This window comes from Halopseudomonas sabulinigri, from assembly GCF_900105255.1.
GTDB lineage: Bacteria > Pseudomonadota > Gammaproteobacteria > Pseudomonadales > Pseudomonadaceae > Halopseudomonas > Halopseudomonas sabulinigri.
In genome coordinates, this window is the sequence record NZ_LT629763.1 from 1,484,929 (window position 1) to 1,499,884 (window position 14,956).

A 14,956-nucleotide genomic window follows, 5' to 3' on the forward strand; every position below is an offset into this window, starting at 1 on the left:
TCAATGCTGGGTGAAGTAACGCAGGGTTCGCTCAAAGCCTGCTTCAGGTAGGGTGGTCGGCCGCCATCCCAATAGCTCTATTTTTTTGAGATCAAAGTGCCCACCCGCCCGGAACAGCGCCTGCCGCTGTGATGTCGGGGCCTGGCACACCACCTCAAGGTCGGGGTTAGGTGACAGACGTGCAATCAATCGAGCCAATTCAAGTATGGTTGTTTCCTCATCCATACCCACATTGTAGGCGTCACCCGCCTGGCCCCGTAGCAAGAGCATCAGAAAAGCGGCAGTAGCGTCGGCCACATAACAGAAAGGCCTACTACCCGAGCCGTCGCTGCTGAGGACAATCCGCCGCCCCGCAATGGCATCTGCAATAAAGTCTGCGAAAGACCGGCCGTCATCAAGCGCTATGCCTGGACCATAGGTATGTGAAATGCGCGCGATAACAGCAGCCACCCCATGCTGGCGATGGTAGTCCGCGCACAGCGTCTCAGCCATTCGCTTGCTTTCCCCGTAGCACGCGGAGATATCCAGCGGATCGAGGGCGCCGAAACCTGTTTCATTGATCGCTTGATCGCTTTGACCATGGCCGTAGACCGCACCGCTACTCATGAATAACAAGCGAGATTTGCATGACCGGGCAAGTTCAAGCAGATTCAGTACACCCAGTACGTTGGCACGCGCAGTACCGACGGGATCGGCAAGGTAGTGTTTCGGGCTCCCAGCACCGGCAGCGTGGACGATAAAATCAACGCGTTCTAGCGTCGGTAGCGGATCGCAAACGTCCTGAATGATCGGTCGAAACCAGTCCAGCCCGGTTAAATGGGGAAAGCGCGCTTCCAGCTTTTTTCGATCTCGTGCCAAAGCGTGAATGACGACGGGTCGCTCAGGCCAGCGCTCACTAAGGAGTGCAAAAAACTCTATCAAGTATGCGGCCAGAAAGCTGGTTGCACCGGCAATCAGCACATGACTACCTGCGAAACCTAGCCATTGTTCCGAACGAGAGAAAATCAGCTCCACGTCTTCTGCGATGACAGGATGGCGGCGTGCGCTCCCTATAGAAGACGCCATATCAAGCCTTCCTCGCCAGCAAGCCCATTACCTCGCCTTGGGTCCAGCCTATGTCGACGGGCAGATGCAGAACATTCACGGCGACCAACCCAGCGCGCTCCAGCAGAGCATGCAGGGCTGACTCAGTGAAAAAGTTCACGTGTTCGTGCCAATGACGTTTATGGGTCGCCAACTGCAAGCTACCCGGATGAGCGCGCATCAACGCTTCGTGAGGGACCTCAAGGTAGAGCAGAGAATCGGCGCGCAAGGCCGGTAGCATTTGTTTAACAAAGTCCAGCGGATCAGGAACATGCTCCAACACCTGGCTGCAGGTCACCAGGTCATAGTGGCTTTGCTTGATCCGCTCAAGATCCGCACGTTCCGCGCCTGGCACAAGCTCCACGCCCGAGATGTCGTGAATGTGCAGCAGTTGGTTATGTTCGCGAAACAAGCTGTTAATACCGCTATCACCACCAAAGTCCAGTACCGCCGGGGCCTCTGGCAGATAGGGCGCCAGCCACGCCTCCACTTCACGCAAGTAGTCGGCCCGTTGATGGTAATGGCGTACTACAGTGGCGTACCCGGGCTCGAACCGAATGCGTTGCTCGTTGTACAGGTCATCACGGTAGTTGCTGTAAAGGGCCGCCATCTGCTCATCGGTGAAGCGATAATCCAGAAACAGAGCACCACAGTTCTGACATTGCAGCGAACTACACAGGGTATAGGCCATACCTTGTCGCAGATCACGCAGTCCCCACTCCGCGGTGATTTCCACCGGCTCATGCCCAAAAACACGTAGCGCGACAAAGGGCATGAGTACTGCCGGAGATCTGTTCAGGTCGTCGCTATTACAGCAGATACAGTGACGGGCAATGAGTTCGCGACTCACCATGCGCTGCGCCCCCCATCAATTACCAGATTGGAGCCGTTCATGTAAGAAGAGGCGTCAGAACAGAGAAAGGCAATGGCGCCACGGTACTCATCGGCGTTGGCCATGCGACCCAACGGGATAAGCTGCGCCAGCTTGGCCACAAATACGTCGTTCTGCCCCGCATGAACACCGCCCGGTGACAGCGCATTACAGCGCACGCCCTGTTCGCACCAGTAAGTCGCCAGATACTTGGTCAAGCCAATCAGCCCGTGCTTGACCACTGAGTAGGTAACCGGTTTCACCGGCTGATTATCCGGCTCAACGCCTTCTTTACGGTACAGGCGTTGGTCGGGCGCTATGACGCCCAGGTCAGAGGCAATATTGATAATTACCCCGCGTCCCTGCTTCGCCATTTGCTGACCGAAGACCTTGGCGCAATTGAAGGCACCGCCCAGCCCCACGTCCAGATCCAGACGCCACTGCTCCCAGGGGAAGTGCTCCAAACGGGAAAAGTCCTGCCCATTGGCGTTCTCCACCTTCGGATTACGCGCCGCATTGTTGATCAGGATGTCTACGCGCCCGTGGTGCGCCTGCAACTGCTCCCAGGCTGCGCGCAGCGCGTCGATATCAGTGATATCTGCAACCAGAGTCAGCGCCTTGCACCCTGTTTCCGCCTCCAGTCTGGTGGCGTTATCGGCAAGTGCTTGCGCATTGATATCAAGCAGTACCGGTAAGCCACCTAGCGCCGCGATGGTGGCTGCGTGCTGATAACCCAGCAATCCTGCGCCGCCGGTAACCACCGCGACCCGGCCATCCAGGCGAAATAGCGTTTCAACGCTGGCCATGAATGCTCACCTCACTCAACTGCACCTCACATCCCTCACGCAGAGAGCGCCGCGCTGCCAAGGCCATACGCAAACTTTGCATGCCATCGACCAGATCGACTACCGGCTTGCTCCCGTTAGCCAAACACTCAAGGAAGTGCCGGGCCTGTGCCAGGAACATGTCGTTGCGGTTGAAGTCGGCAAAGTCATTCTGCTCGCACAACTCTCCCGCCTCGTCATAGACATACAAGCGATTGGCAATCAGATCCATTTCTGCACAGCCGGCATCGCCCACTATCCTGAACTTGCGCGACGGAGGACGCTGCACAAAATCCTGATGCAGCAGTAAGGGAAAACAACCACGCTCCCCATCGAATCGCATCAAAGAAGAGGCACTGTCCTCAACATCAATCTCCAGGCCACTCAAATGCCCGCCATGGGTCGACAGGCTGCGGGGCAAGCCGAAATACCAATAAATCAGGTCCATCTCATGGATCTGAGACAGGATCACCCCGCCGCCCTGATCAGCGCGCGCAGCATACATCTGCCGGTAATCTTCGTAGCGATGCCAATTGGGCAGATACTCGCCAATCTCTGAGCGTACGCTGACGAGCCGTCCAAAAAAGCCGTCGTCAAGCAAGGCCTTGAGCCGCTGTAAGCCAGGATGAAAGCGGAAGTTATAACCGACATGGAACAGCAACTCGCGCTTCTGAACCTCGGCCAGCAGTTCATCCAGACCGTTCATATCGCTTGCTAACGGCTTTTCCATGAATATCGGAACGCCGGCGCGCGCGCATTCCAATGCCACAGGTACATGCAGCGCGTTAGGGTTGCAGATAAAAACCGCCTCAGGCTGCTGCGCGAGAGCATCTGCTAGCTCGTGGTGTACCTGGATGGCGTAATCCTTTTCCAGATCCGCTCCCTCATCGACTGTCAGGTTATCCAGCAGCTTGATGCGCTGACCGCGTACACGATAGGCGTGCACCTCCAGCGTGTCACCCAGCAACAGGCGCAGGTTGCGCAGGTGGCGCTGACCGATACCACCCAGCCCACAAAACAGAATCTTCACGATAGCGCTCTCTTGTCGTCGTTCAGGGCACAGCCGCGCAGCCATTGCGCTGCCAGGCTGGCCATTTCCGCGAGCCAGCGCGGCTCGTCCCCTGGCTCACCGCGCGCGACCTGCAGCACGAAGTCACCACGGTAGTCATACTTGATCAATTGCTCGCGCAGGCTACAAAAATCGGTGTCACCCCGGCCCAGCTCAACGGTGCTCGCACCACGCTGACGGTCCTTGATATGAACACTGCCGACCCGCGGCCCATAGGCGGCAAACTCATCTGCAGGCAAATACCCCAGCGAGGCGCTGTTGCCCGCGTCATAGTTGACGCGGACCAGAGGATGCTCAAGCGCCGAAAGCAGTCGTTGAAAAGCATCAGGGGCAAGGTCGGTTTCAAGGTGCAGTTCTACCGCATGCCGTTCGGCGCTAGGCAACACCTGACGCAATGCTTCAATCACCTCAGCTCGCTCAGCTTCACTGCGAATACTTGAGGCATCGACGAAGGGTAAAACCACGCGCCCTATGCCGAGTTCGCCACACACAGCAAGCAGCCACTCCAGACGCGCGAGCAAAGCAGCACGCTCTGCAGCGTCGGTGCGCAACAGCGGGCGGTCCATAAAATAGTCGGCACAAACCGATACCACGGCAATACCATGCTCACCCAGCAAGCGGGTTAGCTCTTGGCGGCCGTCTTCAGTTTCTAGCGGGTTTTCGCCCTCGCCGTAGAGGTCGTAAATCCATTCGATACCGCGCAGCCCAATTTGCGCTGCACGTTCTATTTCCAGGCGCCAATGATGACGAGGAAAGGACTGAAAGCGCCCTTCTTCTGGCGCGCTGAGCCTCCCCTGCATGGTATACAGGCCGCCATCGGCGTAGGCAGTCAGAAAGTCAGCCATATCACTCCTCCACCAACGGAATAAGCATATTGGCGCGCAGTTCATCGCGCTCCAGGAAGGGAAAGAGATCCTCCAGCGGACTGGAAACCATGGCGCCGTTCTGTCCGATGCGCGAGGTTATGCGCGGGCCAATTGCCTGATCCGGCTCGACCATCACCTCACACACCACCGGCCCCTCATGCGCCAGCGCCTGCTCAATGGTAGCGCGCAGGTCGCCAGTGCCATCGACCCGTAAGACGGGCAGACCAAAGGCCGCGGCCAAAGCCGAAATGTCCGGCAGCGTCAGGCCGGACGTTGGGTCACAGCCAATTGTCTGCTTGAAATAGCCGCCCTGGGATGCGCGAATTGATGCATAACCGTTGTTGTTGAGCACAAAATACTTGATTGGCAGCTGCAGGCGCCGAACCACTTCCAACTCTTGAATATTCATCACAAAGCCGCCATCGCCATCAATGGAGACCGTGCGGCGGCTGCCGCTGCCCAGGCACCCGCCAATGGAGGCAGGCAACCCGTAACCCATGGAGCCAAGACCACCGGTGGCAACCGCTCGCTGGCCGCGTTTAAGGCGCAGCGCCAACCAGAAGGTATCCAGCGCCGCACCCGAACTACCGGGAATAATCTGATCGCCCTCCGCCAGCAGCTCGGAAAGCACCTCGGTAAACACGTAGGTATTAACGTAGTTACTCGGCTTGCGATACTCCTCCAGCACAACAGGATAAGCCGCCTTCCATTGCGCGCAGCGCGAACGCCACGCGTCACACTCCAGCTGAGTTCCAGCGCTAATCCGGTGTAACTGCTGAACAAAGTCCTTGGCATCGCACACAAAGCTTTCGTCCGGCATATCACCCAGCTTGGCTATCTCGGCTGGATCCACATCAACCACCACGATCCCGGCCTCGCGGGCGAAGTGTTTGCGGTTAAAGCCGGTAATGGAGAAATCCATTCGGCAGCCAATGGCCAGCACCAGATCCGCATTTTGCACCGAGAAGTTGGGGCCACGCGGCGCGACCGTACCACAGCGGCCCGCGTAAAGGGGATGATCATGTTCCAACAGATCAGCGCCAATCCAGGTCGTCAGGGTCGGGATACGCAAGCTTTCAATAAGTTGCCGCAGCTCTGCCTCTGCCCCAGCTGCGTGCACGCCATTGCCAACCAGCAGTACCGGACGCTGCGCGGACCGCAACCGATCCATCATCCGTGCCAGTGCCGCTTCATCCGGTAGCAGCAGCTCAGCCTCATCCGGGATGAAGCCTTCCAGCTGCTGCGGATCTATCTCGGTTGCCTGCACATCCAGCGGCACGTCAATCCACGCCGGGCCCTTGCGTCCACTGAGCATCAGATGCAGGGCTTTCTCCAGTTCATAGCGAACGCGCAACGGATCCAGCAGGCATACCGCATATTTGGTCAGGGGCCCAGCCACACTGACGATATCCAGCTCCTGAGTACCCAGTTGGCGCAAGCCGCTATCGCCTTTCAGATCCGCACGCTTTACCTGGCCTGAAACGAAAAGCGTCGGGGTCGATTCGAACCAGGCTCCTGCCAGCCCCGTCAGGGCATTGGTAGCTCCGGGGCCGGAGGTCACCAGGCATACGCCAATACCACCCGAGGTGCGCGCATAGCCTTCTGCGGCTATCGCTGCGCCTTGCTCGTGCAACATGCTGACCGGGGTCAGACGAGTCTGACGGTAAAGCGCGTTGTTCAAATGCATCGCACCACCGCCAGGCAGAAAGAAAATATGCTTTACACCCTGTTTAGCAATGAACTCAAAAATATAATCGGCAACACGCATGGCTTTACTCACAGCTCGAATCAAGTTGGAAGGCGATGTTCAGGCACGGCATACAGCACAAGATCCCAGCCATCGCTAACGTGGGGACCAAGGCTATACCGATAGTTTTTAGAGTAACTGTGCAGCTGCAGCAGGATTTGCCACAGGTGGCTTTGTTCGTGATAGACGCTGACCGCGATCACCGGTTCGTGCTCGGTGATCATTGCTCTTCCGCCGGCAAGGCATTGAGGCTCAAGGCCTTCGATGTCTATCTTGATAAACGTCGGCAGTAAACCTCTGGCTGATAGCTCGTCAAGTGTTGTCATGGGAACCAGCTCATCGCCCATACCTACCCGCGATGATGGCCCGTTGGCCGCCTCTATCAATACATCACCAAAGCCTTCGCCAATCGCTAATCGGTGAGTCTGCACGCGGACATCATCAACTCGCTGCACACACGCCTGAAGTTGCGCAAAATTCTGCGTAACTGGCTCAAAGCAGTGGTACTCCAGAAAGTCCCGACCGCTGGCCAGGTAACTTTCCAATGTATCGCCATTGAATGCACCCAGATCAAAAACCACTTCTGCCGCATAGTTAGTACTGAAATGAGCATCAAAATAAATCTGCAGCGGGGAGGATACGGGTAGCAGATCATGATCCAGATGCAGCCGCCATTCGACATGATCGACGTACAGCTTGCGCGACGTCTCGTCCGCGAGCAAAGCAAATGCCTTCCTGATTGCTCCAGCTTCCGGCAGCACATTCTCTGGTAGATCCATGCAGTAATGCGGAAGCAGGTATTGCGGAAAGCGCCACGCCAGATGTCCAAATAAAGCTATACGCTCGAAGCCCAACTCGACCAAGGGCTGAAGCCGGTCTGACATGCAATCATGGATGTGGCCGCTCCAGATGGTGCAGATGACTGACGGCAAGGCGCCTTCCCATGTCTCCGCCAGCTTAGCTGGGCTGAGCACCAGAACAGAGTCAATCTGAGTCCCCCAGAGCGCCGGATTGTTATCCAAGAAGGCGCAGGGAACGAAGCCCAGCTCCTTCAGGACTGCCAAGGCCTTGCGGCCAAGCTGACTTGCGCCAAACAGGACGAAGGGACGATCAAGCCCGCCAATGCGTTGGTCAAGCGTACCGGCTTGACGCTCACGAACCGATTGCAGAGGTTCGCTAAGCAAGCGTTCCAGTCGCTGGGTAAGGTCTTCTGTATTCATGGTATGCATCTCAAAGTGATTGCAAATACGCCAATGCGGACCAGAACCCAGCCCCATGATCTTTGTGCCCCTGCCAGACTTCTGGGATAAAACTGGCATCGCTGGCTTTGACTTGCGCCCAGGTGGCCGGCCAGTCCACATCACCTGTGCCCATCAGTACGCCTTCGCCGTTGGTGCCTTTGGCATCGGCCACATGCAGATGCGCGGAAAGGGGTAGCAAGCGACGCAATGCCTGCTGAAAATCCAAGCCAAAGTGAAAACACGTCATCTGCAGATGAGATAGATCCAGGCACAACCGCAAGCCAAAAGCCTCAGCCTTCTGCGCCAGCTCCTCGGGCATCATGAAGATGTTCTGGTGGCGTTGGCCACCAAAGTGCCAGGGGAACGGCGCCATGTTCTGCGGAATTAGCTCGGTGGAGCCAAAGTCAATCTGCGCGCACGAGTTGCGAAAGCGCGCGTAAAGCGCCTCGCGCTGCTCCACGGGCAGCGGCGCGTCAGCCGAAAAGCCACCCACGTTGGCCACAATCAGCTGCGCATCTGCCTGCGGGAAAAAAGCGGCAATACGCTGAGTCGCATCCACCACCCGCTGCAGGTTGACGATGGAGCGCTGCCGATAGGCTTCATCCTCGGCAACCAGATCAAGCAGCTCACTATTCTCGAATAGTTCAGGCGCATGCACGACCAACCGATTGCAGTTAACCATGTCGAGATAGGGTTCAGGGTCGACCGACAAGTCGCGATACGAGAGGTGAAACTCAAACAAATCGGGTGAGATACGCGCGTGATACTGCAAAAAATCGTGGTAGCGCACTGGCACGCCCCAGCGTATCGGCAAGTCAAACGCCAACTGTTCCTGCCCTGCACCGGCAATATCACTCTCGAACAGGAAGTCGCCCTGTTCAATATCACGGCAAGCAGCACGTCCCAGCAGGTCTGCCAGACGGTAGGGAGGCAATCCCTGACCGGGGCTGGCAATCCGCAGCTTGTCCTGCGTGAACACTTCCCCTGCGTTGATCTTGGTGGCGGCTATCACGCTCTTGCCGAGATTCTCGCGGTTAAGCAGCTCTCCCTGACTCACCTGACGTTGCATGCCTGCGCAGGGCAGCGCCTTTTCCAGTTGTCGAACGCCATCTACCAATTGCTTGAACTCGGTTGGCTCAAGGCTTGCCAGGTGGTCCGGCCCTTCCATATTCCGATCCAGCGTGATGTGTCGCTCAAGCAACTTGGCACCCAATGCGACCGCGGCAAGTGAAATGGCAATGCCTCGCTCATGCCCCGAATAGCCAACCAAACCGTGCAGTTCACGCAAGCGAGCAATGTAACCGAGCTGAATATCCGTCTCAGGCGCCGGATAGGCACTATTGCAATGCAGCAAGGCAAAAGGCACCTGCAAGGCTCGCAATTGCTCAATCGCAGCCACCACCTCATGCTCGTATGACATACCCGTGGAGAGAATCATCGGCTTGCCCAAGGTCGCTGCCTTTGCAATCAGGTAGGGATTGCACAAATCTGCCGAAGCCAGTTTGACCGCGGGCAGGTCGAAGTCGGCCAGCGCATCAACACTGGCCTCATCCCAAGGCGTGCAGAGATAAAGAATATCCTGGCTTGAACAGTAGTCGCGCAACTCCCTGTGCTCTGCCAGTGTCAACTCGACCTTGTCCAGCAGGTCCTGAATGTATTCCACACCCAGGTCTTCGGCACGTGAGCCATCCGCCTTGCTACGGTAGAGTGCGGCGCGGTTGCGCAGCTGAAACTTGACGCAGTCGGCACCCACCGCGATGGCAGCATCAACCAATTTTTTGGCGAGATCGAGCGAGCCATTGTGATTGTTGCCTACCTCAGCAATAACGAATACCCGCTCTCCGCCGACGGAAAACCCACCGATATCCATGCTTGCGCCAGTCATTGTATTTTTGTCCGCCATGAGGTCACGCCACTGGATTCAAATCGAAAATTGGTTGTCGAGCAGCCTATCTCATGCATGGCACGAACGACTGCCTGACGATGTTGGGGCTGTACATAGAACAGGAAAAAGCCGCCGGCCCCGGCCCCCAGCAACTTGCCACCGAGTGCGCCTGCTGCCTGTGCCTTGGCGTAGATATCATCCAACTTGTCGTCGCTAACGGCGGAGGAAAACTGCTTTTTAAGCATCCAGGCTTCATGCAGGCATAGGCCAAAATCATGCAGCTCGCAGCGAATCAGGTGACGGTGCATTCGCCGACACAGCGTCACGCTTTCGCGCAGTAGATCGGTCTGCGACAGCTCCGCCTCCATTTCCTGGCGCTGCATTTCGTGCAATTGTCCCGAGTCATGCAGCGCGCCCGTGTCGCAAAGCACCAGGCAGGCCTCCAGCTCGAACCGGGCCGCATCTTCAAGGCGTATGGGGTGCACCAGGTTACGCTGGTTCTCGAACTCGATCAGATTGAAGCCGCCGAACGCAGACGCGTACTGATCCTGCCAGCCACCGGCAATGCCAAAACACAGTCGCTCTGCCTGAAAGGCCAGTTCGGCTATTTCATAGGTATTCCACCGATCCTGCCGCAGCTCATTGAAGGCGGCGATGATCGCCGTGGTTGCCGCCGAGGAGCCACCCAGACCGGAACCCACGGAAAAATCAGACCGCAAGTAGAGATCAAAACCATAGGCAGGCCGAATGACCGAAACAATAGTCGCCAGCAAGCTCTTGTGCTCACTGATCAGCAATTGCGACAAACTTGGGTAATGCTCTTCGTGCGCAATATCCTCGGAGTAAATATGCACACTGGCGTCATCGCGCGGTACCAATGTCGCGTGCGCGTAAAGCCCTACCGTGCAACTCAGCACGGCGGCAGGATGATCAACAAAGAAGTAGGTCAGGTCCGCCCCACCGCCACAAAAACTCATTCGCACCGGGGCGCGCGCGCGCGCCAGCACCGGCACTTCCGGGCTGGCCGTCATTTGCCGTGTATAAATCTCGCAGAGACGCCCGTTGACATCCAACCCCGGCAGCGCGTTGTAGCCAAGATCGAAGGTTTTCAACAACTGCTCACGCGTGGCGCCGAGCTCAACCGCGCGGAAGTTCCGATTCATGCAAGCAGTGACCGGCAGCTTGGTGTCACCGCCCTGCAGTAGGTACCGCCGTACGTCACCGTTGGTGACGACGCCTACCAGCCGCTCTTGCGCCTCGACGACAAAGGCAATCTGCAGGTCTCCCGACTCGATGCACTTCACCGCATCAAGAATCGTCTCATCCACCCGAACCGTGAGCATATCCAGTAACCGGCTCATTGTTGCGCACTCCCATCCGAGGAGGCTTTGAAGGCGGCAAGTGCGTCAGGGGTGCCAATATCGACAAAAGACCCAGCGTAGGTAACAACGCGCAGCGCGCAGCGCGCTATCAGTGACGGTAACAGGTCCAGCTCCATCGAACAGGGCCGCGGTTGCTCACCGGCCATTGCTGCAGGGGTAAAACAATACACTCCGGCATTGACCAATCCCGGACCGGTCTCGCCTTTTTCCAGCAACTCGAGCACGTGACCATCATCCGCTACCCGCAGACTGCCGTAGCGCGCACGATCGGCCACTGCCACCCCCAGTATCACACTGTCGACGCCATCGCTGCGCAGCCGGAAGGCATCATGGGCGAGATAGGTGTCGGCATTGAGCACCAGATAGGGCGCATCTGCAGGATGCTGCTGCAGGGCATTGAGCAGCGCCCCGCCCGTCCCCAGCGGATGCGGCTCGATGACCAGGTCCAGTGACAACCCAGCGCCTTGCGACAGGTCTGCGAGCATTGTCTCCAGCTGATCAGCACGGTACCCGGCGCAGAGCACCACATGCCCTATGCCAGCGGTCTTGAGCTGTCTCAATAACAGCAACAGGAAGGGCTCGCCGTGCACGTCCACCACAGCTTTCTGCCCCCCCTTGGTGACCTCACGCAAACGCGTCCCCAGGCCGCCACACAGCACGTAGGCACGCATCAGGCAATCCTCGCAAAAAAGGACTCGATACTCGCGGCGATGTGTTCCAGGTGTTCTTCGCCCAATCCCGGCCAGACACCAACCCAGAAGGTGTCCCTCATGACTTTCTCGGTCACTGGCAAGGCGCCGGAAATGCGGAACTCGCGGCCCTGCATGTAGGGCTGACGCACCAGATTGCCGGCAAACAGCAAACGTGTGCCGACGCCCTGGGAATCCAGAAAGCGCAATAGGTCAACTCGCCTATGGCGTTCGCCGTCACGCAGCGTCAGCGGAAAACCAAACCAGGACGGATCGCTGTTGGGTGTCGCTTCCGGCAGAATAAGGTAGTCGCTCGCGGCAGCAAGACGGGCGTGTAACCAGTTGAAGTTGGCTTTTCTGGCAGCAATAAAATCGTCCAGTCGATCCATTTGCGCGAGCGCACAGGCCGCCTGCATATCCGTGATCTTCAGGTTGTAACCCAGATGCGCATAGATATATTTGTGGTCGTACCCTTCCGGCAGGCTACCGAGTTGCCAGTCAAAACGTTTGCCGCAGGTATTGTCTTCACCCGGCGGGCAATAACAGTCACGCCCCCAGTCACGGAACGACTCCATGATGCGTTTCAACAACGGCTTGTCGGTAAACACGGCCCCACCCTCACCCATGGTGATGTGATGCGCCGGGTAAAAACTGAGGGTACCAATGTCACCGAAAGAACCGACCATTTTGCCGTCATAGGTGGCGCCCAGCGCATCGCAGCAGTCTTCTACCAACCACAGCCCATACTTGTCGCAGAGCGCGCGTACAACGCCAAGATCAAACGGGTTGCCCAGGGTGTGCGCCAGCATCACCGCCTTGGTTTTCGGCGTGATCGCCGCTTCGATCAGCGTCGGGTCTATGTTGCAGGTAGCCAGATCTACATCCACAAAGACAGGTATTGCGCCACACTGGATGATCGGATTAACGGTGGTCGGAAAGCCTGCTGCCACGGCAATAACCTCATCGCCGGGCGCGATGGCGCGATCACCCAGCCGAGGCGAGGTCAACGCCGAGAATGCCAGAAGATTTGCCGATGAGCCTGAGTTGGTGGTCAGCACGTTGCGCCGCCCGAGGTACTTTGCCAGGCGCTTTTCAAAGGCTTCGTTGAACCGACCGGTAGTCAGCCAGCCATCAAGCGCAGCGTCTGTCATCAATTGCAGTTCGGCAGCGCCAATCACCTTGCCCGACGGCGGCACCACAGAATCACCCGGTACAAAGGGTCTCGGGGCCAAGCTGAGTTCAGCGTACTCCTTGACCTTGCGAGCTATCTCCTCGCGCAACTCCTGCTTGCGGGCCTCACTCATATCGACTCGCCCTGATGAAGTGCTATCTGCTGCAGGCAGAGCGCATGGGTGTCATCACCACTGCGCCAAGCCTGATGCCAAGCCAAGGTTTGCTTTAGGGCAACATCCAGAGTCCAGCGCGGTTGCCAGCCCAATAGTTGCCGCGCGCGCGAGGAGTCCAGCGCCAGCAGTCCAGCCTCGTGCGGCTGAGGGTCTGTGGCAGAACACCAGCGAGCGGCGCCATCACGCCAATACGAGGCCATGCGCGCCACGACTTCCGCTACGCTGGCGACGCCACTGCTATCAGGCCCGAAATTCCACGCTGTGGCGTCGCCAGGCGAAGCTTTCAGCAGATGTTCGGCCAGCAGCAGGTATCCGTTCAGCGGGTCCAGCACGTGTTGCCATGGCCTGGTGGCGTTGGGATAGCGCAAGCTCAGCTCTTCACCAGCGTCCCAGGCCCTCAGGACATCGGGAACCAACCGCTCGCGCGCCCAATCGCCCCCGCCGATGACATTGCCCGCACGTGCCGTTGCCAGCGCAACGCCAGCCGGTTTGAAGAAGGCATCCCGAAAGCTTGCGCATACCAACTCCGCACAGGCTTTTGAGTTGCTATAGGGGTCGAACCCACCTAAGCGATCAGTTTCTCTGTACGGCCAGTGCCATTCCCGGTTCTCGTAGCACTTATCGGTAGTTATCACCACGATGGCCTCGACCGACGCGCAACGACGCAAGGCATCCAGCAGATTCACCGTACCCATTACGTTGGTGGCATAGGTTTCTACAGGGTCGCGGTAAGACGCGCGCACTAGCGGTTGCGCGGCAAGGTGAAAAACCACCTCCGGAGCAAAGGCCAATACCCGATCAGACAATGCCTGCTGGTCGCGCAGGTCGGTAATGCTGCCGTCAACGCGATCCGCCAAACCGGTGGCTTGCCAGAGGGAAGGTTCACTATCGGGCGCCAAGGCAATGCCATACACCTGCGCCCCGAGGCTTTGCAGCCAAACGCTCAGCCACCCGCCCTTGAAACCCGTATGCCCGGTCAGCAGTACCCGCCGACCAGACCAGAAAGCCGCATTCACTCCCACAGGCGCCACTCCGCCTGCCCGCTGGCCCAACGCTCTTCGAGAAAATTGCGGTCTCGCAGCGTATCCATGGGTTGCCAGAATCCGCGATGAAAATGACACATTAACTCGCCGTCGGCGGCCAGCCGGGTCATGGGTTCAAATTCCCAGGTTGTGTCGTCGCCCTCGATGTAGTCGAGAGCCGCCGGCTCAAGTACAAAAAAGCCGCCATTGATCCAGCCACCATCGCCCAGCGGCTTCTCCTTGAACCCAGCAACCTGATGCCCCTGGATATCGAGGGCACCGAAGCGCCCCGGCGGCTGCACCGCAGTTACGGTTGCAAGCTTGCCGTGGTCACGATGGAAAGCGATAAGCTCGGGTAGATTGATATTGGAAACACCATCACCGTAGGTAAAGCAGAAGGTGTCGTCACCAAGGTACTCTCGCACCCTCTTCAGGCGGCCGCCGGTGCTGGACATTTCCCCGGTATCCACCAGGGTTACCCGCCATGGTTCTGCATGCTGCTGGTGAATATGCATGCGATTCTCGACCATATCGAAGGTGACATCCGACATGTGGAGAAAGTAATTGGCGAAATATTCCTTGATAACGTAACCCTTGTAACCGAGGCAAATCACAAAGTCAGTAATCCCATAATGCTGGTAGATCTTCATGATGTGCCAAATGATCGGCTTACCGCCTACCTCTACCATGGGTTTTGGCTTGAGGTGCGACTCTTCGCTGATCCTGGTTCCCAGACCACCCGCCAGAATGACTGCCTTCATTGTTTTAATCCTTGTCTCGAGGCTACGGGTCGCCAACATTCTGTCGCAAACCCACTTATATGTCGCCATACGCCAACCTACAGCAAAAACCTTGCCAGCCGGAAACAAAATACCATTGTGGCCAGCAACTTACAGCTCATTGCTGGTCTTGTCTGCCAGACTGATTCCAG

The 14,956-nt window shown here is 57.6% G+C and carries 13 protein-coding genes; all 13 read right to left on the reverse strand.

What is annotated here, in order from left to right:
* The 13 genes from BLU26_RS06645 to rfbF are packed head-to-tail and all read right to left on the reverse strand — an operon-like array spanning position 1 to position 14,786.
* Positions 1-1,065, reverse strand: a complete 1,065-nt coding sequence (locus tag BLU26_RS06645; protein ID WP_092285024.1) for an NAD-dependent epimerase/dehydratase family protein — start codon at positions 1,063-1,065, stop codon at positions 1-3.
* Position 1,066: 1 nt separating this feature from the next.
* Complete coding sequence (locus BLU26_RS06650) at positions 1,067-1,936, reverse strand: class I SAM-dependent methyltransferase (RefSeq protein WP_092285026.1); 870 nt, start codon at positions 1,934-1,936, stop codon at positions 1,067-1,069.
* The gene (locus BLU26_RS06655) at positions 1,930-2,760 is read right to left on the reverse strand and encodes an SDR family oxidoreductase (RefSeq protein WP_092285028.1); all 831 of its coding nucleotides are present in this window, start codon (positions 2,758-2,760) and stop codon (positions 1,930-1,932) included. The genes BLU26_RS06650 and BLU26_RS06655 overlap by 7 nt, the downstream gene beginning before the upstream one ends.
* Positions 2,747-3,808: a Gfo/Idh/MocA family protein gene (locus BLU26_RS06660; RefSeq protein WP_092285030.1), complete on the reverse strand. Its 1,062-nt coding sequence runs from the start codon at positions 3,806-3,808 to the stop codon at positions 2,747-2,749. The genes BLU26_RS06655 and BLU26_RS06660 overlap by 14 nt, the downstream gene beginning before the upstream one ends.
* On the reverse strand, positions 3,805-4,692 hold the full coding sequence (locus BLU26_RS06665) for a sugar phosphate isomerase/epimerase family protein (protein ID WP_092285032.1): 888 nt from the start codon (positions 4,690-4,692) through the stop codon (positions 3,805-3,807). Before BLU26_RS06665 ends, BLU26_RS06660 begins: the two co-directional genes overlap by 4 nt.
* A gap of 1 nt (position 4,693) precedes the next feature.
* Complete coding sequence (locus BLU26_RS06670; protein WP_092288391.1) at positions 4,694-6,481, reverse strand: thiamine pyrophosphate-binding protein; 1,788 nt, start codon at positions 6,479-6,481, stop codon at positions 4,694-4,696.
* A 20-nt stretch (positions 6,482-6,501) separates the two neighbouring features.
* Positions 6,502-7,680: an FkbM family methyltransferase gene (locus BLU26_RS06675; protein WP_157719319.1), complete on the reverse strand. Its 1,179-nt coding sequence runs from the start codon at positions 7,678-7,680 to the stop codon at positions 6,502-6,504.
* 10 nt (positions 7,681-7,690) lie between these two features.
* Positions 7,691-9,586, reverse strand: coding sequence for an N-acetylneuraminate synthase family protein (locus BLU26_RS06680; RefSeq protein ID WP_092285036.1), 1,896 nt, complete (start codon positions 9,584-9,586; stop codon positions 7,691-7,693).
* A complete protein-coding gene (locus tag BLU26_RS06685) occupies positions 9,583-10,947 on the reverse strand; it encodes a GHMP family kinase ATP-binding protein (protein WP_092285038.1) in 1,365 nt (454 codons plus the stop codon). Before BLU26_RS06685 ends, BLU26_RS06680 begins: the two co-directional genes overlap by 4 nt.
* Positions 10,944-11,639, reverse strand: a complete 696-nt coding sequence (locus tag BLU26_RS06690) for a sugar phosphate nucleotidyltransferase (protein ID WP_092285040.1) — start codon at positions 11,637-11,639, stop codon at positions 10,944-10,946. The genes BLU26_RS06685 and BLU26_RS06690 overlap by 4 nt, the downstream gene beginning before the upstream one ends.
* Positions 11,639-12,961: a lipopolysaccharide biosynthesis protein RfbH gene (gene rfbH / locus BLU26_RS06695; protein ID WP_092285042.1), complete on the reverse strand. Its 1,323-nt coding sequence runs from the start codon at positions 12,959-12,961 to the stop codon at positions 11,639-11,641. The genes BLU26_RS06690 and rfbH overlap by 1 nt, the downstream gene beginning before the upstream one ends.
* On the reverse strand, positions 12,958-14,025 hold the full coding sequence (rfbG, locus tag BLU26_RS06700) for a CDP-glucose 4,6-dehydratase (protein WP_092285044.1): 1,068 nt from the start codon (positions 14,023-14,025) through the stop codon (positions 12,958-12,960). The genes rfbH and rfbG overlap by 4 nt, the downstream gene beginning before the upstream one ends.
* Entirely contained in the window at positions 14,016-14,786 is a 771-nt protein-coding gene (gene rfbF / locus BLU26_RS06705) for a glucose-1-phosphate cytidylyltransferase (protein WP_092285046.1), read from the reverse strand. Before rfbF ends, rfbG begins: the two co-directional genes overlap by 10 nt.
* Positions 14,787-14,956: the final 170 nt, after the last annotated feature.